Annotated in this window: 18 protein-coding genes; 10 read left to right on the forward strand and 8 right to left on the reverse strand. The window is 53.1% G+C overall.

The genetic code is table 11. The features are described from left to right. Nucleotides 1-327 precede the first annotated feature (327 nt). From N5098_RS00620 to N5098_RS00645, 6 genes are all read left to right on the forward strand, one after another. Nucleotides 328-2,721 (forward strand): hypothetical protein, encoded by a 2,394-nt coding sequence (locus N5098_RS00620; protein WP_267635741.1) that lies wholly within the window; start codon nt 328-330, stop codon nt 2,719-2,721. A gap of 336 nt (nt 2,722-3,057) precedes the next feature. After that, a complete protein-coding gene (locus N5098_RS00625; protein WP_267635742.1) occupies nt 3,058-4,065 on the forward strand; it encodes a Gfo/Idh/MocA family protein in 1,008 nt (335 codons plus the stop codon). Nucleotides 4,066-4,105: 40 nt separating this feature from the next. Then, nucleotides 4,106-5,119, forward strand: a complete 1,014-nt coding sequence (locus N5098_RS00630; RefSeq protein ID WP_267635743.1) for a hypothetical protein — start codon at nt 4,106-4,108, stop codon at nt 5,117-5,119. Between the two features lie 113 nt (nt 5,120-5,232). Further along, nucleotides 5,233-5,979, forward strand: coding sequence for a cytidylyltransferase domain-containing protein (locus N5098_RS00635; RefSeq protein ID WP_267635744.1), 747 nt, complete (start codon nt 5,233-5,235; stop codon nt 5,977-5,979). A gap of 40 nt (nt 5,980-6,019) precedes the next feature. Then, the gene (locus N5098_RS00640) at nt 6,020-7,357 is read left to right on the forward strand and encodes an aminotransferase class III-fold pyridoxal phosphate-dependent enzyme (RefSeq protein WP_267635745.1); all 1,338 of its coding nucleotides are present in this window, start codon (nt 6,020-6,022) and stop codon (nt 7,355-7,357) included. A 63-nt stretch (nt 7,358-7,420) separates the two neighbouring features. Next, complete coding sequence (locus tag N5098_RS00645) at nt 7,421-8,440, forward strand: PseG/SpsG family protein (RefSeq protein WP_267635746.1); 1,020 nt, start codon at nt 7,421-7,423, stop codon at nt 8,438-8,440. A gap of 317 nt (nt 8,441-8,757) precedes the next feature. Here the strand turns inward: N5098_RS00645 and N5098_RS00650 are convergent, their stop codons facing one another. The 4 genes from N5098_RS00650 to N5098_RS00665 are packed head-to-tail and all read right to left on the reverse strand — an operon-like array spanning nt 8,758 to nt 13,007. Next, a complete protein-coding gene (locus tag N5098_RS00650; RefSeq protein WP_267635747.1) occupies nt 8,758-9,807 on the reverse strand; it encodes an N-acetylneuraminate synthase family protein in 1,050 nt (349 codons plus the stop codon). A gap of 41 nt (nt 9,808-9,848) precedes the next feature. Continuing rightward, on the reverse strand, nt 9,849-11,036 hold the full coding sequence (locus N5098_RS00655; protein WP_267635748.1) for a DegT/DnrJ/EryC1/StrS family aminotransferase: 1,188 nt from the start codon (nt 11,034-11,036) through the stop codon (nt 9,849-9,851). A gap of 1 nt (nt 11,037) precedes the next feature. Beyond that, entirely contained in the window at nt 11,038-11,982 is a 945-nt protein-coding gene (locus N5098_RS00660; protein WP_267635749.1) for an NAD-dependent epimerase/dehydratase family protein, read from the reverse strand. Continuing rightward, the gene (locus N5098_RS00665; protein ID WP_267635750.1) at nt 11,979-13,007 is read right to left on the reverse strand and encodes a polysaccharide biosynthesis protein; all 1,029 of its coding nucleotides are present in this window, start codon (nt 13,005-13,007) and stop codon (nt 11,979-11,981) included. Before N5098_RS00665 ends, N5098_RS00660 begins: the two co-directional genes overlap by 4 nt. 391 nt (nt 13,008-13,398) lie before the next feature. Between N5098_RS00665 and N5098_RS00670 the strand changes: the two genes are divergently transcribed. The 3 genes from N5098_RS00670 (at nt 13,399) to artA (ending at nt 19,021) form a co-directional block, all read left to right on the forward strand. After that, nucleotides 13,399-14,220 (forward strand): undecaprenyl-diphosphate phosphatase, encoded by an 822-nt coding sequence (locus N5098_RS00670; protein WP_267635751.1) that lies wholly within the window; start codon nt 13,399-13,401, stop codon nt 14,218-14,220. Nucleotides 14,221-14,625: 405 nt separating this feature from the next. Continuing rightward, nucleotides 14,626-17,856, forward strand: a complete 3,231-nt coding sequence (locus N5098_RS00675; RefSeq protein WP_267635752.1) for a DUF7282 domain-containing protein — start codon at nt 14,626-14,628, stop codon at nt 17,854-17,856. A gap of 148 nt (nt 17,857-18,004) precedes the next feature. Beyond that, on the forward strand, nt 18,005-19,021 hold the full coding sequence (artA, locus tag N5098_RS00680; RefSeq protein WP_267635753.1) for an archaeosortase A: 1,017 nt from the start codon (nt 18,005-18,007) through the stop codon (nt 19,019-19,021). Nucleotides 19,022-19,041: 20 nt separating this feature from the next. On the opposite strand, the gene dph5 is transcribed toward artA, so the two are convergent. The 3 genes from dph5 to N5098_RS00695 all read right to left on the reverse strand — a co-directional run bounded on the left by dph5 (nt 19,042) and on the right by N5098_RS00695 (nt 21,427). Continuing rightward, nucleotides 19,042-19,803, reverse strand: a complete 762-nt coding sequence (dph5, locus tag N5098_RS00685; RefSeq protein WP_267635754.1) for a diphthine synthase — start codon at nt 19,801-19,803, stop codon at nt 19,042-19,044. A gap of 60 nt (nt 19,804-19,863) precedes the next feature. Next, complete coding sequence (pstB, locus tag N5098_RS00690) at nt 19,864-20,673, reverse strand: phosphate ABC transporter ATP-binding protein PstB (protein ID WP_267636070.1); 810 nt, start codon at nt 20,671-20,673, stop codon at nt 19,864-19,866. A 205-nt stretch (nt 20,674-20,878) separates the two neighbouring features. After that, nucleotides 20,879-21,427, reverse strand: a complete 549-nt coding sequence (locus tag N5098_RS00695; protein WP_267635755.1) for a metal-dependent hydrolase — start codon at nt 21,425-21,427, stop codon at nt 20,879-20,881. Nucleotides 21,428-21,581: 154 nt separating this feature from the next. Here N5098_RS00695 and N5098_RS00700 point away from each other — a divergent pair, with 154 nt between their 5' ends. Beyond that, nucleotides 21,582-23,603 carry a hypothetical protein gene (locus N5098_RS00700; RefSeq protein WP_267635756.1) on the forward strand — a complete coding sequence of 674 codons (2,022 nt, stop codon included), beginning with the start codon at nt 21,582-21,584 and terminating at the stop codon, nt 23,601-23,603. A 23-nt stretch (nt 23,604-23,626) separates the two neighbouring features. On the opposite strand, the gene N5098_RS00705 is transcribed toward N5098_RS00700, so the two are convergent. Further along, on the reverse strand, nt 23,627-23,965 hold the full coding sequence (locus N5098_RS00705; protein ID WP_267635757.1) for a Sec-independent protein translocase subunit TatA/TatB: 339 nt from the start codon (nt 23,963-23,965) through the stop codon (nt 23,627-23,629). Between the last annotated feature and the right edge of the window lie 97 nt (nt 23,966-24,062).

Genomic DNA, 24,062 nt, shown 5'->3' on the forward strand with positions numbered 1-24,062 from the left:
TGTTGTCGGGTGGGACTGATACGATTCGTGGGCATTCACGACATTGAGCGTAACAGTAACAGTCACAACACTGTTGCAAGAAAATTAGCGTCGTTGTCGAGGAACAACACAAGGCAAGATGGGCACCATAGAAAGTACCCAGAAACTAGCCAATTGTCTGTTTCGTCGGCGTCGAAAAAAGGCTCACGAGTTGGACCTTACCCGCTCCAATACTGATTGTGCGGGAGATCAAATAGCCATTGGGTAGTGCATTCCTGCTGTTAGCATAGATTGTGTTGTGGGTCCAGAGCGAAACCACTTTACTTTCGGTGTCCATTCAGACGAGCAATGACAGACAAGCGTGTCGAAGAGGCGACGCGCTTATTTATCGCGGAGTATCCTGAGACTGAGGAGGCTTTAGAAACGCTTCTAGCCCATCAAGATAAAAACGGGTCTTGGACGTTTGGAGATATCTCTCTAGATTCCGGTCAATTTGGCGAGCTTGTCTCCCAGACGTTCGTTGAGAAGACTGGTGATGGCGACTACCGTTTTGTTGATACTGACTCTATTGAGTCAGGACTTTCCAGTGGGGCAAGTCATTCAGCGACCCAGACAACCGACACAGCGACGTTTGATCTCTCACTTCCAACGGTTAATCGCCCTGTCCTTGTTGCGGTCGCGGGAGCACTCACACTCATGGCCACAGTCCGACTGCTGTACTATTCTGCTGTCTTTCGGGACGGCTACGTTGTTTCTCCAGCAAATGACCCATATCTTTATCGGTACTTTCAGGCGCAGTTTCTCGAACAATCGGGTGGTCTGGCTGATGTGGGTATGCTCACTACTGTTGGTGAGCAAACAATTAAACGCCCACTTACCCATACATTGAATTGGTGGTTCGCAGAGTTGTTGGGTGGGTCAGCTGGAGCGGCTAGTCTTGTTGCAGCGTTGCAGCCTGTTCTTTTCTCGCTCATCTCGGCGGTCGTTCTGTACATGCTTGCCGTTCGACTCACAGCTGATTCTCGAATCGCGATTGCTTCACTTATCTTTCTGGCCCTGACGCCAGTCCACACAGTTTATACGAGTCTCGGATTTCTTGAACACCGGTCATACCAGTACCTCTGGCTGCTCTTACTCGTGTTTGCGCTTGTCTGGCTCGCAGTCGACTTTAGACGACGCCTGCAGGGAGAAGCCGCTAATTCTGGCAACCATGCGAGTGATGCAAGAACAGCTGCCCTCGACCATATTCGCTCTAGCCGAACATGGGGTGTAGTGGCATTACTCGCCTTTGGGGTCGCTGCGTCGGTACACGCTTGGGGTGGCTCGCCGATTACGTTCGTTCCCGTCGGAATATATTTTGCTCTCCGTGCTATCACAGATTTTCAACGGGGAGTTCCACCAACACTTGCCAATATCCCCGGCCTAGCCGGCGTTGGAGGTGGTTCGGTTCTTGCTATGTTTGCTCACAGCCTATTTGGGTGGCAGGGACTTCTCGCTGTTGTCACTCCGACCCTCGTTACCGCTGGCAGCATTGCTTTGTTACTGTTGGCCAGTGCCTGGCAGTATCTACAACTCTCTCCGAAAATACTGGCTGCGCTTGAGTGTGCAGTCGCTGTCGCAGGGTTTGCCGGGGTTGCTCAGCTTCGTCCAGATCTTCTTACAAGCATTCAAGAGCGCACTGGCGACTTGTTGGGTCGTGGCGGAATAGCCGAGACAACCTCACTATTTTCACCTGACCAATCCATCATTTTGGGACCTCTGGCGCAAATTGGCTTCGGATTTTATCTTGGGCTCGTTGCACTTCTTTTAGTCTCTTGGATTGCCAGCCGCCGGTATTCTCCTGGATGGCTCGCTGTCGTCTGTTTTGGATGGTCGTACCTGATTCTTGCTGGCTTCCAAGTTCGATTTGCCGCACAACTGTCGATTTTCCTCTCTCTTTTCGCTGGTATCGCACTTGTGTACCTACTTGGGGCACTTGAGTTGGCACAGCGCCCTACTATCTTTGACAAAGAATCTGGTGTGAACCGACTGTCTCTCTCATTTCCGAATAGACAGCGGACGATCTATATTGTCGTTGTTGTTCTCTTTGTCTTGCTGCTAAATCTTCTCTTTGTCCCATCACTCCTTGGTCAAGTCCAACATAGCAGCGAGACGTTGGAAGCAGCGACCGCAATCGAAACACACAGTGACTCGATTCAGTATGACCGCTCTGATTACGTCCTCAGTCAGTGGGATAATAACAGGATGTACAACTATTTCGTCAGTGGAAACTCCAGTGCGTACAACTATGCTCAGAATTTCTATGACCGACTTATCACTAGACACAACCCAGATGAACAATATCGGACAATTCATGAAGGACGAGTCGGCTATGTTGTCCTGACTGATACGGAGACACGTAAAAACACTACCCATCACACACTCTTCGAAGAGTTGGGTGCAGGAACTAATTCGCCCGCCCACTATCAACTCATCCATGCCTCGTCGGATATCCGTGTCTTCGCGCTCGTTGAGGGTGCAGTCATCAACGTTACTACCGACTCAGGTACCACTGTCACTGCCAAAACCAATGTGTCTACTGCAGGACGGTCGTTCGCATACAGCCGAACTGTCACAGCAACCGACAACGGTATAGCCAAGATTCGTGTTGCCTACCCCGGTGAGTATAAGATTGGCAATACGACGATCACGGTAACCGAACAGGACATTTACAAAGGACTCTCTGTCTCATCTGAGAGCTGAAATGACTAATTAGCGTATAGAAGCGTTTAGCATTTACCGTACTCCCCCGTACTGCAACTCTCCTATTCGTAGGCTGGATTAATTTCAGACGCGCAACAAAAAATAGGCCAAACTATATAATAAATTAGACAATATTTCACTGACCAGGGAACACCGATGAGTTTGATATGGTGACAATCACGCTGAATCAAGTACCCGAGAAGGCAAGAGGCACCGACTGAACTGCCCTTGGACTCACGCTCGGTACGGCAGACAACTACGGTTTACTGTACCCAGTACTACAGTACACAGGCCGAGACCGATATAATTATAATATTTCCACACACGCACAAACCAATGAGCGCTACAAAGACCGCTCTGGTCGTTGGTGGAGGCTCTATCGGTCGGAGACATACACGGAATCTCCAACAGTTAGGTGCAGACGTAGGTGTTGTAGATCAGGCTGTAGACGTTCGTACCGAACTTGCAAGAGACCTTGGGGTGACGACGTTTGCAGAACTGACGGATGGGATTGATTCGGAGAACCCAGATATCGTCGTCGTATGTACACCCAACCGCTTTCATATAGATGTTGCCACTGAAGCCGCACGAGCGGGCTGTCACCTCTTTATTGAAAAACCACTGTCACATAACATGGACGGTGTTGCTGAGCTTGAATCGATTATCTCTGAGCGAAATCTCACCTCTCTCGTTGGCTGCAATCTCCGGTTCCATCCTGAAATCAAAAAAATCCATGAGCTGCTCCGAAACAACATTGTCGGGCCTATCGTCGCAGCACGAATCGAAGGCGGAAGCTATCTCCCAGAGTGGTTTAGCGATGCAGACTACCGAGAGTCCTACAGTGCACGAGAGGATCTAGGCGGCGGTGTCATTCTTGATTATATCCACGAAATAAACTATGCACGATGGCTTTTGGGTGAGTTCGAGACAGTCTCTGCAATGGCGGGCCAGCAGAGTCAGTTAGAGATTGAAACGAACGATGTCGCAGGAATCCTCGCACGAACCAGCGAGGGAACAATCTGTGAGTTTCATCTTGACTATGTACAACGAAAGTACAGCCGTTCATGTCACATTATCGGCGAGGAGGGGACGATTCGCTGGTCATGGCCGGACGAACAGGTAGAATGGTACGTCGCCGATGAAGATAGTTCAGACTCATTTAGCCGCCCAAATGAGTGGACGATGAACGATATGTATCTTGATGAGATGAAACACTTTTTATCCAGTATAGAGGCCAGTGAGGAGACAATTTGTCCAGTATCATGTGGACAGAAAGATCTCGCTGTGGGGTTGGCTACAAGAAAGTCAGCAACAACCGGTCAACACGTTTCGTTACAACACTGAGAGCACAATTCTCATACCCACAGTAATTAAATTGACAACCATGATTTCATTCGACACACCGGAACGGGTGGTCGCTTACGGAGCCGGAGAGGTCTTAGTTGAGGCAGTTGAAACAGCACGCGAGCTTGGCTTCAACGTATCCGTCGTAACTGCACCTCGTCAGGCCAACGCTGATATAGAGGGGGAACCGATGGTTGACTTGCTTCGATCACGGGGTATTGAAACTGTTGTCACGGAGGATGTAACTCAAAACAGTCGGGTAAACGAGCTGGTTGGGGCACACACAGTCGGTCTCTCTTTTGGAGCGGCGTGGATTTTTGATGACGATCTGATTAATGCCCACGACGGTAAGATCGTGAACTTTCATGGCTCGCGGCTTCCACAGGACCGGGGTGGAGGGGGGTTCTCATGGCGAATCCTCCGAGATGATCCACTGGGATACAGTCAGGCCCATCTCATTACGCCAACTATCGACACAGGCGAGATCCTCATAACCAACGAGTACCGGTTCCCCGAATCATGTACAACCCCTGCAGAGTACGCAACGTACGCAAATAAACAAGAAACAGAGATTGTCACAGAACTATTGGAAGGGATTGTTGATGGACGAACGTTTGAGACTACCAGCCAGCCGGAATATCTCAGCTCCTACTGGCCGCGGCTTTCGACAGAGGAACACGGGTATCTCGACTGGGAGTGGTCACTTGAGGAGATCGTCCAGTTTATCCGAGCGTTCAGTGATCCGTACGAAGGAGCAAAGACGTTCGTTAACGGGACTGAAGTCCGACTCAAGCAATGTGAGAGCTTTCAGGGAGACGGAACGTTTCATTCATTCCAGACCGGGGTTTTGTATCGGAAAGACGACCAACGGGGCTACATTGCCACTCCGGATGGGAGTCTTATCGTAGAGAGTATTGTAGACGAAGACGGAACAGATATGCTTCCTACTATCGCTCTCGGAGACCGATTCTATACACCAACTGAACAACTTGAGCAAGCAAAGAAAACAAGAGTGTACTTTACGCCCAAGGGGATGCGACGTGAGGAATACTAATAATCTGTGGGTAAGTTCGACGGCCCTACTGGATAGCTAACGGTCAGTCTACCGTAGCTCCGCAAAGAAAGCTATCCAAGTTGCTAAATAACTGCCTTGAGAATTCTCTCTGTATGAGCAAGACAGTTGCCATCATCCAAGCCCGAATGGGCTCAACTCGGTTGCCTGAGAAGGTACTGATGGATATCGGCGAGAAACCGATGCTGTGGCACGTCCACGAACGAGCAGGCCGTGCATCACTTCTGGACGAGGTAGTGATTGCAACATCGACCGAATCTGCCGACGATGAGGTCGCAGCGTTCTGTGCTGACCAGGGGATACAGTACGTCCGTGGAAGCGAGGCAGACGTGCTTGATCGCTACTACCAGACCGCCGTAGAGATGGATGCCGACACTGTCGTTCGACTCACTGCTGACTGTCCATTCCTCTCGCCATCTGTTGTCGACCGCGTTGTCAGAAAGTACGAGGCCGCTGATTGTGAGTACATATCAAACACCATCGAGTACACGCATCCAGACGGCCTTGACGTTGAAGTCTTCGACATGGAGGCCCTCGAAACAACATGGCAAGAGGCAACCGAACCGCGTGAGCGGGAACATGTGACCCTTTATATGAGAGAATCGGAGGCGTTCCAGTCAAAAAACGTCGAGAACGTACTCAACATGTCTGCGTATGACTTTGTCGAGGAAGATATGATTCCCCGATGGACCGTCGACTACCCAGAGGATATAGAGTTTATCCGTGCAGTGTACGAGCGTTTAGCCGGCGACGGGCACTGGGTGTTTGATCAGCAATCTGTTCTTGAACTTCTCGAACGCACGCCTGCCCTCTGTAATATTAACGAGGACCGCTTCACCTAAACACAGCCGTTTATTATCCAGAGGCCTCTTAGTTATAGCCATGGCTAAAAAGCCGGAACAGACTCGTGAGCCAGCCACCGAAACGCTGGCTCAGTACGAGCGGGCAAAACAACTCATTCCCGGTGCAACACAGCTCCTTTCGAAACGAGTAGAGCTGTTCGCTCCCGAGCAGTGGCCAGCCTACTATTCAGAGGCTGACGGCGCAACAGTCGTCGATATGGATGGAAACGAGTACGTCGATATGAGCTACATGGGTATCGGCTCGTGTGTGCTCGGATACGGTAACAATGATATCGACGCCGCTGCCAAGAGTGCAATCGATAGCGGCGTCATGAGCACGTTGAATGCACCGGAGGAAGTAGAGCTCGCTGAAACGCTTGTTGGGATGCACGATTGGGCAGACATGGTCCGATTCGGTCGACCGGGCGGTGAAGCAGCCTCTATCGCAGTCCGCCTTGCACGAGCCTATAGTGGCGATGAAACTGTTGCCTTCTGTGGCTACCACGGCTGGCACGACTGGTATCTCGCAGCGAACCTCGACAGTGAAGAGAATCTCGAAGACCACTTGCTCCCGGGACTCAGCCCGAAGGGAGTTCCCCAAAGCCTCGAAGGAACGAGCGTCCCATTCCATTACAACGAAATAGAGGAGTTAGAACAGATCGCCTTGGAAAACGATCTAGGGGCGATTGTCATGGAACCTATTCGAAACGAACCGCCTGAACCCGGATTTTTCGACCGGGTTCGAGAGATTGCAGACGAGCAGGATGCGCCACTAATCATCGATGAGATCACTGCTGGATTCCGGGAAAATATCGGTGGCTACCACCAGAAACTCAATATCAAACCAGACATTGCGGTGTACGGGAAAGCCCTTGGGAACGGATACCCGATCTCGGCAGTTGTCGGGCGTGAGCACGTGATGGACCATGCCCAAGAGAGTTTCATCAGCAGTACGTTTTGGACGGAGCGAATCGGACCAACTGCGGCGTTGGCTACCATTGAAAAGTATCAAACCGAAAACGTCCATGAGCATCTTGTAGAGATCGGTCAATCGGTAACTGATGGGTGGGAAGCCGCAGCCGAGAAACACAGTGTCCCACTCCACACATCGGGAATAGATCCGCTGCCACACTTCTCGATAGAACATGACGAAGGGCAAGCAGCAAAGACGCTATTCGTTCAGGAAATGCTTGATAAGGGATATCTCGCGACAAACTCCTTTTATGCAAGCTACGCCCACACGTCTGAAATGGTAACCGAATATCTTGACGCAGTCGACAGTGTTTTTGAGACGATTGGGACGGCGCTTGACAGGGAAACCGTTAGACAACAGCTCAACGGTCCAGTGGCCCACACGAAATTCGAGCGGCTAAATTGACCATGGCCGATAAAGTCGAATCCATCGTGAAAAGTCACAATATCATAGCACCGCAATTGTGAGATGTCTCTCTCTATTACAATCCGTGTCGATGGTGGTCCCGAGATCGGCTACGGACACCTGATACGTTCGAACTCTCTCACAGAGAAGTTCCTCAGCCGCGAACAGGCGGTCACCATTGCGACGACCACGCCCGAGCCGGCCCGATCGGTATTTCCCGACGCAGTCGAGGTCATCACGCTCCCGTCGAGGGGCAACCCCGACCCATTCGCAGAGTGGCTCGACGCAAACTCACAGGATATCGTATTCACCGATGCGTACCCAGTCGATACTGAGTATCAGCACGCGATCCACGATCGGGTCTCGCTTGCGGTTCTTCAGGACGATACCCGCCACGCAGTCTGTTCTGATCTCTTTATCAACGGCAACCTGTCTGCCTCCGATATCAACTACGAGTTCATCGGCGAGAAACCGAAGACGTGTCTCGGGACCGACTACGCGCTCTTGGGACGTAAAATCCGCAACCGGGCCAAAGACGAACCACCCTGGCGAGCACAACCGGAACGTGCGCTCGTTATTATGGGGGGAAGCGACATCGCAAATCTGATGCCGACCGCAGTGCGTGCGTTTGATGGGTTTGATATTCACGTTGACGCGATTGTTGGGCCGGGTTTCTCTGCGGCTCAGGAGCGAACCATCCGCGCCACAGCAGAAGATATTTCGGCTGATGTTTGTATCGCGCGTGACCCCGACGACCTCGTCGAACGAATGTTTCAGGCTGACTTTGCTGTAAGCACGTCGAGTTCGACGACATACGAACTGCTCGCCCTCGGGACGCCGATTGTCAGCGTTCCCGTTGTAGACAACCAGGAGCCGATCGCGCAGTCGCTTCGTGAGCGTGACGTTGCCCGCACACTCGACCGTGATGCCGGCAAAGAAGCGTTTATCAGAGCTATCGAGGCATATATGGCTGACCAAGAGCAGAGACAAGCGTATCGTAACCTCGGTCGGCAACTCGTCGATGGACGAGGTGTTGAGCGGGTCAGTGCCGAAATACTATCTCTGAGCGAAGACAATGGTTAAGCTATGAGCGAACAAACCGATATTGTCTTTCTCGGTATAAGCGATGCAGGTCTGCGAATTTACGAGTAGCTCTATAATCGTAAGGGAGTGTTCGTTCACTCTCTTTTGACGACCAAAGAGCAGTTACAGGGAATCAAAGATATTCAGCCAGAGTCTCTCATCTCGTGTGGGTTCCGGCATATCGTACCCGAAGAGATTCTTGCCATCCTACTGAAGGGTGTCTGAATTTTTACCCTGGGTATCTGTCCTACAACAACGCAAAAATCGCAGTCGACAGAGAAACGCACTCCGCCGATGTCGATATTTCAAAATGAGACTCACTCCCTAATATCGTCCCACTGAATCCCGTTACCGGTCTCAATATCACGTCCAGCAGTCTCGCCAACAATCTCGTCGTAGAACTTGGGGTCAAGACCTGCTTCTTTCTCGCCGGGCCGAAGCACCTTGATGTCCTCGCTTGAAATGGTTTCTCCAGCCTCAATATCGCAGATGGCATGAATCGCCCGGCGTGCTTTCTCGTATAGCTCTTTTTCAACCCCAATTACACGCTTTTCTCGGGAACCCAGCACCTGCTCCGTGTCCCGGATCGCGGAAATCATCCGATTAAGTTCGTCCGGTTCAAGTGCAAACTGGTGGTCTGGTCCTTCCATTGACTTATCAAGTGTTATATGTTTCTCAACAACGCTTGCACCCAGCGCAACTGCAGCACTCGGAGCCGTTACCGGATCGAGCGTGTGGTCAGACAGTCCAGAGAGCACATCGAATTCGTCTTGTAGCGTTTCGATAACACGAACGTTGATCTCTGATATCGGTGTCGGGTATGCCGCAACACACTGAAGAACGACCAAATCAGAGACGCCCACATCTCGAAGAGCGGACACGGATTCGGCAACTTCACTGAGTTCGTGTGCACCAGTAGACATAATTATCGGCTTATCGGTTCCTGCGAGGTGCTCAAGAAACGGAATATGGCTACTCGTATACGACGCGACTTTCCACGCTGGGACGTATTCATCCAGTTCTTTTGCAGAGCGCTCGTCAAACGGTGTCGAGAGAAACTCCACGCCTTGCTCGTGGCAGTAGCCGTGTAACTCTGGAATCCACTCGTAGGGCATTTCCATGTCTTTAATTATTTCGTAGATCGGACGCTCATCTTCGAGATACTCGACATCACCACTGTCTTCGACATACATATCCTCGGCACGGAAAGTCTGGAACTTCACCGCGTCTGCGCCAGCGTCGGCAGCCCTGTCGATGAGTTCTTTTGCAAGTTCCAAGTCGCCGTTGTGGTTTGACCCGGCCTCAGCGATAACGAAGGTCGGCTCGTTTGGACCAATCGGACGATTCCTAATGTGAAATTCAGCCATATCTCAACACCGGATGGGAATCGGAATAAAACCTCTCTCTCTCACGCGTGGTAGGTTCGCAACTGTTGGACTGCCTTGATTACATCCTGAACATCATCATCGCTCATCTCAGGATGCAATGGAAGACTCACCAGTCCATCGTACACTCGCTCAGTTTCCGGAAACATCCCCTTCTCGTAGCCAAACTCTTCTTGGAAGAACGGATGATAGTGCAACGGAACGTAGTGGACCTGTACACCAATATTTTCTTCATGCATTGCGTTCACAAACGCTTCTCGATCACAGCCAAACTCCTCTCGAACCTCGACGGCATAGAGATGATACATCGGGTCAGCATTCTCGGGGGTCGGCGGTGTACGAAGTCCTGCAATGTCAGCAAAGGCCTCGTTATACCGCGCGATAATCTCATCGCGGCGGTTCTTGAGTTCTTCAATTCGGTCGAGTTGTGCTAACCCAAGTGCTGCCTGCATATCTGTGACGTTGTAATTGTAGCCGACTCCTTCGGTCACTTGGTACCAGGGCTCTGATTTGTGACCATCTGGTTCGTAATCCATATCAAACGACCGTAGTCGTCGCAGTCGCTGTGCCAGTTCGTCGTCATCAGTGACGACCATTCCTCCTTCACCTGTTGTGATATTTTTGACAGGGTGGAAGCTGAAAATTGCCATATCTCGGTTGGACCCAAGTGACTCACCATCCCACGTCCCACCGAAGCCATGACACGCATCCCAGATGACTGTCAAATCATGCTCGTCAGCTATCTCCATTAGACCCTGGATATCGGCGGGATGGCCAGCATAGTGCATCGGAATAAGCCCTTCCGTCTCGTCGGTGATTTGTTCTCTGACCGTGTCTGGATCAAGGGTCCGTCGGTATGGGTCAATGTCCGCGAAGACCGGCGTAGCACCACAGTAGGTCGCAGCGTGAGCCGTCGAGGCAAATGTAAGTGGTGTCGTAATTACTTCATCACCTGTACTGAACCCCGCTGCTCGTCCCGTGAGGTGGAGGGCTGTCGTCCCAGATGTCGTTGCGATGGCATGCTTGACACCGACAAAGTCGGCAACGCGCTGCTCGAACGCTTCGACCGTGGGGCCACGAGTTATGTAATCACCATCGAGTGCCTCAACGACGGCCTCTTTTTCGTGTTCTGTGATACTCTGACTCCCGTACCCAAGAACTTCCTCGCGAACTGGTGTTCCACCGTACTTCGCTGGATTACTTTCGTCCACGCTAATCACCTGCTTGTAACCACGTGCGGAGCCGTGATACGCCTTGCTCAAGGCTCACCTCGGGCTCCCAATCGAGGAGATCGTCTGCCTTGGATGGATTACAGAGCAGTTTCTGTACCTCGCTTTGTGGATGATGATGTTCGACGTGTTTGATTTCTGTTTGTTCCGATGCTATCAACTCCGCCAAATTATTGATCGAAATATCTGAGCCGGTTCCTGCATTTATAACCTCTCCAACGGCAGCATCTGCAAACGTGCCTTCGACGATGAAGCGGGCACAGTCCGTTGCATACATCAGGTCTCGCGTCTGCGTCCCGTCTCCGAATATTTTCAGTGAGTCACCGTTCAGGTCTCGGTTCGTAAAAATAGACACAACCCCACCGGCCATACCGGTTTTCTGGAATGGGCCGTACGTGTTGAACGGACGAAGGATGGTTACTGGCAACCCATATCCCTGATGATAGCTCTCTGCAATATCTTCTGCAGCCAGTTTCGTTCCAGCATACGGTGAAGCAGGCTTTACTGGGTGCGATTCATCGATTCCGTCTTCTGAATCGACCATGTCATACACCATACACGTCCCAACAAGCCCGAGACGTGTGTCTGTCTGACGACATGCTTCTAAAACTCGCTCCGTTCCAATGACGTTTGTCTCGAAATGAGATTGAGGGTCGTCAAGGCTCTCTTGTACGTCAATCTCTGCAGCGAGATGAATACACGCATCTACGTCGTCGTCGAATATCGCTTCGACAGTAGTGCGGTCTCCAACATCACCAATCGTTAGGTCAAAGTTGTCTTCGGATTCGAACGCAGCAACATTTCGTCTTGAGCCGTTAGATAAATTATCGAGGCCACGAACGTGATAGCCCTGTTCGAGCAGTTCACTGACGACCCAACGCCCGATAAAACCAGCTGCACCTGTCACGACGACAGTGCCACGAGTCATTGTACAATCCCCTCGCTAAATTCAGTCTGTAGCAACTCAAGAATCGCTTCTTTTGTGAGCTTTTCTGCGTCTTCTGACGAACGTGTCACATCGTCGACCGGCGAAAACCCATCTATCCCAGTGTGATCGATATACCCGTTCTCACCGGACTGCTCTGGCGTTACCGCATATAGTGAATCGTTCTCTAACGTTCGGGATTCCTCCCGGCTTGTGAGTATTCTCTCGTCGAATGTTTCTCCAACGCGTCGCCCCGTGACCGTAATGTCGATATCTTCTGGTTCGTATCCTGTTGCAGGAGCAAACGCGTCAATCATCGCTTTGGCAAGGTCTTCAATTTTCACGGCATCCATCTTATGGACAAACACCTCACCGCCCTCAGTATGGTCTATCGCGTCGGTAACAAGTTCCGCCACATCGTCGTATGTGAGGAAGAATCGAGTCATCCGTGGGTCGGTCAACGTGATTGGACCACCATCTTGAATCTGTTCGCGAAACACCGGGATCACAGATTGTGATGAGTTGACAACATTTCCGAACCGGACAGAACACAGCTTCAGGTTTCGGCTACCACTGTATTTATTTGCAGCAGTAACAAGCTTTTCACCGAGAAGCTTTGTTGTCCCCATCGTGTTTGCAGGATTTACGGCCTTATCACTACTGGTAAACACAAACCGCTCTACATCGGCATCAATCGACACGTCAATCAGGTTTTGCAGACCCATTACGTTCGTCTTCACAGCTTCGAATGGGTTGTATTCACATACATCAACATGTTTCATTGCGGCTGTGTGGATGACGATATCGATATCTCTCACGGCACGGGCAAGTCGATCTTTATCACGAATATTCCCCGAAAGGTATCGGCACCGATCATCATTCAGTCTTTCTTTAAGCGCAGCAAGTCCGGGTTCACTCTGGTCGAAAATACGGATAACACTTGGGTCCTGATCGAGAAGCCGTCGAATCAAGATCCGTCCAACCGATCCCGCACCACCTGTCAGGAGAATCTTCTTATCGGCGAGCATTGCTTATAAAATCTATTAGCACGAATAAGTGCGTTTCTATCTTATCAATCTGTCTTCGACTGAACTGGTGGTGTTCAGATACGAGACGAAGTCGGCGGTATTCCTGTCCAGATACCTGAAAGAGAGAGTTACACATACTTTTCCGTTTTTTGAGTGTTGGTCTGAATGTTACTTCACTCTACTCGCCACTGGATAGTAAACAAACCAATGGTCTCATTTCGAACGGAGTTGAACGAACTGTCGAGTGGTATCGACAGCAGTAGGGCGGCTCACGATTGGTCGGCGGGTACGCCCGCCCATCTATCCTCATTTACTGATTTGCCTGTGGGTTACAACCAGCTCCCCCCTAACTCACAACTACTTAATGACGTGATACAGAATCAGCAACGTGATGGATTGGGTTGACTTGTCGATCGCGATTCTCGCTGGGATTGTTCAGGGCATCGTCGAGTGGCTCCCTGTCTCCAGCCAAGGGAATCTTGCGCTATTTCTGACCGCTGTCGGGACAGACCCTGACATTGCGTTGCAGTTGGCGCTGTTTTTACAAGTTGGAACGACGCTTTCTGCAATCACGTATTTTCGGTCGGACCTGACGACTGTCGCACAGACGCTTTGGCACTGGCGAGGAGAGCCTGGGAGCGAGGAACAGGCGCTTGTAACGTATCTTGTCGTCGCGTGCGCGATGACCGGTCTCGTCGGAATCCCACTGTACATCCTTGCAGTCGATCTCGCAAGCGAACTAACGGGTGGGGCATTCGTCGGAATAATCGGTGTTTTGCTCGTCGCGACAGGTGTGTTTCAACTGCGTGCAGAATCAACGAGTGGGACACATCAATCGGAGCCAACCGTTCGCGACTCGATACTCGTCGGTGCTGCACAGGGTATCGCTATTTTGCCCGGTGTCTCGCGGTCGGGAATGACGACGAGTGTGTTATTGTTCCGACGATACGAGCCGCCAGAGGCGTTCCGTCTCTCTTTTATCCTGTCGATCCCGGCTGCGCTTGGTGCGGCCGTTCTTACTGTTGCTGGTGCTGGTGGACTTCCCGGTATTAGCCCTACTGCTGCACTCGCTGCTCTGGTGGTAAGTTCGGTCGTTGGCTATCTTGCAATCGGCATCATTATGAATGTTGTTGAGCGAGTCCCGTTCTGGGCCGTCTGTTTTGGCCTTGGTGGACTCGCTATCAGTGGTGGCGTTCTGGCGCTTCTCGCGTGAGCGAGCGCATGTGAGATTATACAGGGGTTCCGATGAGCCGCTTTGTGCCTGACTGAACTAATATACGAAGCGTTCGCCACGCGTCTACACAGTACCCAGGGAACACTCACCACAAAACTTATAATATATTGTCAGACTCCCGGAAGTCAGGTGTCAGACGCATCCACGGTGTACGGCTTTTCGGGTGATAGCGGCCTCATAAATACAAAATTGGTGGTGTGGTGTTGTATATCATCCTGCGTACCGGACCACAAAACATTTATAATCTCCTGTCGTGGTATCCGTTGTACCCCTGCCCATGGTGAGAGTAGCGAGTATCCCGGTGTCGCAACATGGTCGGTTTGTTGGAGATGACGATGCCCGGTTGAAAGCTGCTGTCGCCGGAAGCAAACAACACAGCCAAACATGACAGACTCAACAGAAAAGCTTCGCGCAGTCTTCCTCGCTGCGATCATGGTGGTTTCCGTTTTCGCCATGACCGTGACATTTAGTGGGGCAGCTGTCGCGCAAGCTTCGACAAATGCGAGTGTAGACTTCCAAGATCAGGACTCGCTCGGTGATTCGGTCCTGGTCGACGAAGTGAATGTAGATAACTATAACACAGGTACCGTCAAGAACGTTACAGTCTTCAACCTATCTGACGGCGACCGTGACATGGAGCTCGGAGACGCCTCTGTTTCCGGCACCACAACGAACATTCCAGTCACCCTAACCACTGAGATTACAGAGTCTCAGGATCTAGAAGCTGTTGCGTTCAACAACAGCGGTGACGCTATCGCTAGTTCGACCGCGTCCATCTCCTACGTTGAAGATTACCAGCAGATTCAGGGAGATGCTGATGCACCACGTATCTGGGTCGGCCAGAACATTGTTATCGATGGCAACTACAACCTCGGTAACGATTACGACGTGTACTCGACCAGCACTTCCAGCGGTGACTACTACGCAGGAAGCTTCGTCCGTGAAGTCCGCGCAACGGCTAACGGACAGCTCATCGTCCGCTCGACCACCATCGAGCCGGGTGTCCACGTCACTGAGAATGCAACGAAATCCATCTCCAGTGGAGAAGGTCCGATAAACACCGAAAACTTCCCGAGCTTCGAACTAACTGAGCAGTTCCTCGAAGTTGACGGCGTTGAGGATACTTCTGTGGACAGTACTCAGTTCACCATCGGTGAGATTGACTCCAACCGTGCAGGATACGACCTAGAAGTGCAGCTGGAAGACGGGACTGTTGTCGATACGCTGAACAATCTCGGCGACTACGAAGAAGATGTCGTTGTTGACCACGGTCTCGGTGTTGGTGACTACAACTTCAGCTTTGAAGTGACAGACACGCCAGCATCTGACGAGTCCGGCCACGAAGTGACGCCGGAACTCGACCAGGAACTGGAAATCGTCTCGCCGGAACCACAGACTGACCAGTTCGTCCGTGGTGACATTGTTCCGATCGAACTCGACATCCAGGCTGCAGACACTGGAACAATCACCATCGGTGACCGTCAGGAAGGCCAGTCGATCGAACTCAACGTCACGTTCGAAGACAGTGACGGTGACGGCTCGGCCCTCTTCTACCTGAACACGTACCAGATTGGTGACGACAACTCCAGCTACGGTGCAACAGACGCCGGTAACGGTGTCTACGGCACCTCCGATACGACCATCACGAACGTCGACAAGAACAGAGTCGAAATTGGCGGTGGCTCGGCCGGACAGGATGTCATCGCAGCTGGCTCCTACGACCTCGTTGCAGCAATCGGCGAGAACTCGTGGAAGAATTCGTCGACTCTCGTCCAGGACCGCAGCAGCCTGCGCCTGAACGAGCGTGGAACCCAGGGCGTTAACGTCTACACGGCACCCGGAACGGGTGACGCACAGATCCAGCCCGAGACGACCGACGATGTCGAAGCAGCAATCGAGAATGGAGTCGTGACCGCGGCAGACGGCACGATTGCCGACAACGACTACTTCCTTCTCCAGATTGAGTCCTCCGGTCTTGAGGGACTCCTGCACACGGCAGCACTGGACAACAGTAATGTTGCTGACTTCGGTATCCTCGACCGCAGCGACGACCACATCATCAGTGATGCATGGTTCGCTGCTGACGCACTAACTGGAATTGGCCAGCAGGCCGACGCTGGTCCGAACCTAGACGAGTTCTTCCTCGACATGCAGGAAGAAGTCGAAACTGACCCGAACTCTGATGTCATCGCCGGTACGGACGACACCGGCAACCTCGACTCGTACTGGCTGCCAATCAAGGTTCAGTCCGGTGAGGAACAGGTTAAGAACCCTGGCCGCAGTCTTGAGGCCGGCGAAGAGATGGTCGGTATCTTCAGTGTTGAACCGCCAATCGACACCGAATACTTCGGTGATAACAACAACACCAACCCGGCATTCGCCGATGTCTCCATCAACAAGATTGGTGGCGACGCTGGCAATGACGCAGTCTACGAAAAGAGCTACAACGAGCAAAGCGTCACGCCGTGGACCTTCGTTAGCGACCAGGCAAGCGTTGTCGTCGAAGGCACCACGCTCGGTGCGATGGACGAGCTCGCAGTGCCACAGGAAGACAACATCACGGTCAGCGGCCAGACCAACATCGCAGCTGGCACGCCGCTGAACGTTAACTTCGTCGCAGCGAGCGGCGAGGAGGAAGCCTTCTTCGTCTCGACCGAAGCGACGGTCGAGTACGTCGAGGGTGCACCGAACACGTGGGAGACCACCATTGACTTCGGTGACCGTCCTGTCGGTACTGAGTTTGAAGTGAACATCCGCCGTGGCGGCTCTGCACCGCTGCTGAACCCGCAGGGCGAGTCCACGCTGGGTGTCGTTACTGCCGAACCTGCAGTTAACGAATTCACGTTCGCTGACCAGGACTCCGGTGGTAGCTCCGTCGTTGTTGACACGTTCAACACGACCCAGGGCGGTTACGTCGAAATCCTCAACTCCGACGGTGACCGCGTTGGTCTGAGCAACCTTCAGGACACTGGCGAGCAGAACCGTATCGCTATCTCGCTCGACCAGGACCTCGAAGAGAACCAGGAACTGACCGCACGTGCACTCCGCACGATGGATCAGGCCTACATGAACGAGGACGGCAACCCGGTCGAAACCTCGGCAGCAGTTACTGTCGAGCAGCCCGACCCTGCTGAGTTCACCGTGAGCGACCTTTCACCGGAGAACGCAGCAACCGAGCAAGGTTCGACTGTTGAAGTCTCCGCAACCATCGCCAACGATGGTGGCGAAGAGGCCGAAACGTCCGTTGAACTCCTCCTCGACGGTAGCACCGCCGCCACGAAGTCCGCCACCCTGGCGGGCGGCGAGTCGACGACTGTTACCTTCGAAGTGGACACCAGCGACCTCGAACCGGGCACCTACGTCCACGGCATCGCAACTGGCGATGACGACGCTTCAGGCGCACTGACGGTCGAAGCGGCCTCGACCCCGACTCCGACCCCGACTGAGACCGCAACGCCTGAGCCGACTGAGACCCAAACGCCCGAGCAGACCGAGACTGCAACCGCAACTGAGGAATCCAGCGACGGAGACGGTGCTGGCTTCGGTGTTGTCGTTGCACTCCTCGCCTTCCTCGGAGCGTCGCTCCTCGCAGTCCGCCGACAGACTCGCGAATAACTAACTACCGGATTCGTTTCCGGCTTCACGTTCCATTTTTCTTTGGTGTTTTCCCGTCAGTGGCGACGCCGTCGATGTATCGCCTCTGTCTTGAGCGTGCACAGACCGACAAAGCCTATACGCTCCCACCAGATACACACGCATAGAGATGTTGGGCCAGCTCAACACAATCTTAGCCGACCTTGGCACCTACGCACACCCTGTCGGCTGGCTTGCACTTGCTGTCTTTCTGATTGGTGTTGTCGTTGATACGACTGACCGCGAGCACGCACGCCCAGTATTTATTGCTGGCTGGCTCCTGTTCGCACTCTTTTGGGTCCTGCTTATCCAGCCGTTTTTCGTGGCTGACCAGAGTATTATTCGTGGTGTGGGGGCTGTACTTGCCGCCCCACTCTCGGTGCTTGTCGCGAAAGTCCTCTATGAGGGTCGTGACACGCTGTTTACGCTCTCACGAGCGGTCCCAATGATGGGGCTATTTTATGTCCCGTTTTCGTTCTCGCAGACGCTCCGAGAGGAACTAATTCTCCTCGTTACCGGACAGACCGCGTGGGTGATGAATCTCATCGGCTACAACCCACCGCTGGTGACTGAACTCTCCGAGGCTGCCCCGGCTGCGCCCGGTGGTGTCGATTACAACCTCGCCCGTGAAATCGGCGGCAAAGAACTCGCATTCGAAAATACGTTTGTTTTCTTCACTGATGGCGGTGGGACAATCACATACACCATCGTCCTCGCGTGTACCGGTATCGGGAGCATGGCCGTTATCGGCGGTCTCGTGTTGGCGGTCAAGGCACCGCTACGTCGGAAGGTCAGAGGACTCGCGCTTGCGTTGCCGATTATTTATGTGTTGAACATCATCAGGAACGTGTTCATTGGGCTTAGCTACGGACACCAGTACGCCCATTTTTTCCCAGACCCGACGATAACTGTCTTTGCACTGGATAACTCCTTACGGGTCTCGTACATCTGGGCCGACCGTATTCTGGCCCAGTCCGGGTCGGTAATTGCGATGGTCATTATTTTCTGGTTAGTCGTGCGCGAAGTTCCAGAAGTAATGGACCCTGTTGAAGAGGTACTCTACTTGCTCACCGGTGAGGAACTCGACCTGGCAGCAGCACTCAACGTCGACCGTGAGACTGGCGAGTCAACTGAATCGACGGACTGAGCGGTGACTGTTTTTTGCCGTTACTCGAATATCGTGTCGGGAGCATCGCCGAACGTCTGTAGACTCTCGCGTTCAAGTGGGTGACAATCAGCAGGGAGAACCAGCAGGTGCAACGGCGAGCCAAATGATTCCGTGGCAAGCGTCGAAACTCTGTCTGCCCGAACAGTCGGGTCATCACTGCCGGCCTGTGCGACGACAACGCCCAACGGGTCGTCAAGTCGCTTCTCAAGCAGTGCTGCCGCGGTGTCGCCCGACATAAACCGTTCTGCCTCGGCGTCGATGTCCAGATAGACTAGCGTGTGCAAACCGCGCTCACGGTTCGCCTGAACTGTCTCCAAGACGCTGTCGGGGACACCACCGTGGGTCTCCTCGAAGGGGAGTGTCGTGGCCTTCCCGAAACGATAGTTCTGGAGACCAGTCAGCGAACTTGCGGCGGTCTGTGCGGTCGTTCCGTGAATCACCTGTGTGTCGATTCCGTGCTCCCGTGCTCGGGTCCGCAAATCGACGTGCGTCGTCGAAATCATCGTGTCGCCAGCCGTAAGAAAGGCCACGTGTCCGGATTTGGCAGCGGAGAGAATCGGCTCGGGCTCTTGTTCGACACCACCGCGGTCACGTACTTGTATGGTAAGGTCGTGTGTCGATTCGACCCGCTCAACGGTCGTTCCGATGAGGCGACTGGTGTAAAACTCGGCGAAGGCAGTGTCAGCGTCCTGCAGGGTATCTCGGCCACGGAGCGTAATCGAGCGCTCATCGTAGAGACCGAGCCCAATAAACGAAAGCATACCTCTGTGTCTGGTTGAGAGCCGGTTAAAAGCCTCGTTCGCCATTACGAACGCACAGCGCTATCCGAACTTACCGGTGATGTAGTCTTCGACGCGCTGGTGTTCTGGGTTCTCGAAGATTTTCTCCGTGTCGTCGAACTCGACAAGCTTACCGCCGGTCAAGAATACTGCCGTCTTATCTGAGATACGGGCCGCCTGTTGCATATTGTGTGTGACGATTGCTACGGTAAACTCCGAAGCCAAATCCTCGATAAGGTCTTCGATTTGGGAAGTTGCAACCGGGTCAAGCGCTGAGGCTGGCTCGTCCATCAGGATTACTTCGGGGTCAGGTGCGATTGCGCGAGCGATACAGAGTCGCTGTTGTTGCCCACCTGAAAGGTCCAATCCCGAGGAGTCAAGTTGGTCTTTGACCTCGTCCCAGAGAGCAGCACGACGAAGTGCGTCTTCGACCTGCTCGTCCAAGTTGTCGTCTTTTCCTTGGACGCGAAGACCGTAGGCCACGTTGTCGTAGATGCTCTTAGGGAAGGGGTTGGGTTCCTGAAACACCATCCCAACGGAGCGTCGGAGTGCGACGGGGTCAACCTCATTATCGTAGACGTTCTTGCCCCGGAGGCGGATTTCGCCCTCGATACGGGCGCTCTCGATAAGATCATTCATCCGGTTTATACACCGCAGGAATGTCGACTTGCCACAGCCTGACGGCCCGATGAGCGCTGTTACCTGCTGTTCGGGGATATTCATCGTAATATCGTCGAGTGCCTGTGTGTCGTTATACCAGACATCGACAGCTTCAGTTTCGATTACCGGCTCGTGGTCTTCCATGTCGACACTCCCCGTTGCCACGGCTGCGGTGTCGATTGTCGACTCCATCTCACTGTTCTGTGTGTCTTCCAGACTCATTGCTCTCTGTTGGTAAGTTTGTGGTCGCAGCACAGTTGGCGCCCTACACCATCGCTGACCAGCAACTCGACGGTTAGGGTTCGCCGTTCCACTACCGTTCAGTTGCTCGCTATCGCATAAATATTATGCTATTGAATATATTGATGTCCTCAGAGTACGCTATATCTCTATATAGTCAACTCGTCTGTAGGTATCTGTTGGTAGGGAGTGCTTGCTGGAGCAGCGAGAGGCCAGGGTATCCGTCTGCTCGCCAAACCATCACTGCAACTGCAAAGAGCACGAACTGGCTGAGGAAATACGGCTCCGTGAGTGTCGATAGCAACATCTCAACTGGGCTTGGGGCGCTCCCTTCGTATGGTTCGACAGAGAGGTACGGCCACAGGAGGAAAGACGCCGTCGCGTCGCTACTCCACAAGACAGGTATCGAGTCTGCAAGCGAGTGTGAGATTGCTCCCACAGCGAAGGCAACGCCGTACTCGCTGCGGTCCCGGAGCGATAACACACCCATTACAAGCAGACACAGCGGGACGACAAAGAGCAACGAATGCGCGAGTGACCGCCCCGTAGGAAGGACACCTGTATACCAGCCAAGCGGTTTATCGATGAGGTCCGGTATCTGGCTGCCAATACAGAGTGCGACTGCCGGCCATGCTGGTGGCCGCCCAACTGACCGAATCCGGGTTGACCCGACGTACAACAGATACGCGACTGCAACGTGTCCCATCGGCCACATATGACTGGTCTTGTGTCTAGGGGTATAATCAACTTTCTGTTCACTCGTCCGGTTGACGTGAGCATTTCCGGCCCCAAATTCGTCCCAACAGTACTCTGTCCACCGACACATTCAATTGACTGACTAGCAATACTAGAGTAGCAGTATGCGCGGTCACAACCGACGAGGACTCATCATACTTGCGGCCGCGCTATTTGTTGTGCTTGCCGGTTGTTCGGGGACTGGCGGCGATGATGTGTCGACACCAGTCCCTGCCGTGACCCAGACGCCCGAGACAGGCATCTCACCTACACCAACCCCAGAGCCGACAGCAAAACCAAAGGCTAACTACCCGAACATTTTCGATGATGTGATAGCTTCGGTCGATAACAGAACTGCTGAGAGATTCCAGACGCTCGTTACTGCTGAGGACGGCACGCTCACCAAGGATGGCAAACAGTTCATCGAGCAGTTAGAAGCAATCGACGAGTTTGGCACACAACGACGCGATGCGGTTGTCGAGTGGGTCGTAGACGAAGGTCTAGATGGTGTGGTTGCTACATCACTCGGTACGGTACTTGCTTCGCCAGACTCGTTCACTGAAGCCGTTTTTGCTACCGGCGTTGCTGATACAAGCGGTGATGGACTTCTTGACGGCGAATTAGCGGCAGTGGGGCTGAACATATCCGACCCCGACGAGCGGGCTGTCCCGATTGTTCGCCAGTCCCGAGACGGCGGGTACAACGAGCACGAAATTGCATTTTTGCGCCAGCTTGCAGACCTGAACGAGTTCGGGTGGACACAGGTTACGGAGTTGGGTCTGCTGGACGACACGGCTGGTGGCAATGTGACAGAGGCAGATGTCGACGCGCTCGCAGATGTGGCTGGCGATGGGCTACTCAACGCGACAGCAACACGTTTCGGTGCCAACCCCAACAGGAGCCATAAACATCTCGCTACTGTAACCGCGAGGCTGGGGACAGATGCGTTTTCGTTGCTCGGCCGTGACTATCTCACCCGGCTGGTGACTGTGCTCGATACTGAGGGAACCGCCGAGCAGGTGCTGTTTCTGGATGTACTCGACGATGTCGGTAAAACCGTTGCCCGGACAGACTTGGACCCAATCACAGATGACGACAGTGACGGTCTGCTCAACGCGATGGAAGCCGAACTCAACCTTAATTCAACCAAGGCCGACCCGGCAATCGGGACGCTCGTGACGACACTCGCACAGGACGGCTATAATGCAACCGAACAAGAGTACGTCAGACGCGCTACTGAACTTCGTAAGTATCGCAACCAGACGTACGAACTTTGGTCACAGGCCAAGCAACTCGGACTACTCGATGAGGCGGTTGATAACGGAACAGTAACCGACCGTCTGCGCTGGCAACTCGCCAACAACGATTCTGATCGCCTGCTCAACGGGATAGAAACGGAGTTCGGGAGCAACCCGAATGCCACAGACACCAGCGGTGACGGTTACGCGGACCACCTGCTCTGGGGGCCGATGCAAGACCTTGGGCTGACTGTCTCGCCGACCGCGGTCAACGTCTTTGTTGAGGTCGACCTTGCTGAGGGGGTCAGAGCACCAAGCGATACACAACTCAGGGCTGTACAGAAGCTATTTGCGACAGAACCACCAGACAGTATTGGTCCAATTCAGGTTCGATTCCGCGTGTGTCACACTGAACAGACCGACGTTGCCGACCCTGAAGAGATGATTGGCCAGACGGCCGACAAGCGTAATATCACTGGGCTTGGCTTTCATTATCTGCTGTTGTCCAACGGTCTTACTGCAGGCCAAACGCTTGGAGCGACACTCACACTGCCGGCAAACAACACACAGTACGCTGACCTCACGAGTTGGATGGTCGTCGATGGAACAATCTGGCGAACCGGCAGTGAGCGCAGTCAGGCAGGGACCATCGCACACGAACTGGGGCATACGCTGGGTATCGACGCTACTGCCTATGCTGGCGTCGACTCGCGGGATATTCCAGCCGATGAGTATGAGAGCATCATGAACTATAACAAACAGCCCAGCGACCTCACCTTCTCGACTACCGCCCCATTCAACGATTACGAACACATGGCAAACCAGACGTTTGGAAGCCAGTTCCAGAACCAACGTGCGCTCGAAGCGATGTGGGAAAACGGGAGTGCTGACGAGAATGCGCTCTGTTAGGACCGGACCGTGTTTGGACTCGGCTACTCGTCGGTGGCGTGAGTGTCACCGTGTTCGTCTTGTCCAGAGCCGGCGATATCACTCGTGGCGCTGTCGATTTCTTGTTCAAACTCTTCTACATCTGTCTCGACGGCTTCTGCCTCCTCTTTGACGGGCTCGACGCTTTCTTCGAGCTCGCCGCGAACGTCGTCGATTTCTCTTTCAGCAGTGGCCCTGGTTTTACGGACTTTACCGGCGGCCGAGCCTGCATTCCGGGCGATATCACTCGCCTTGGAGCCGAAGATGAGAACGAGAGCAACGGCTCCTATCAAGAGTAACTCCACACCGCCGACAAAGAGCGGGACTGTCGGAAGGCTACTCATGTTTGAACGTTTCTGGTGAGCAATTGTATGTGTTTTGGGTTGTCAGATGTCAACGCACAACCCAAAGAACTGTCCCCATTCAGTAGAACAAAAAGCC

The organism is Halovenus rubra, assembly GCF_026586665.1.
Lineage (GTDB): Archaea > Halobacteriota > Halobacteria > Halobacteriales > Haloarculaceae > Halovenus > Halovenus rubra.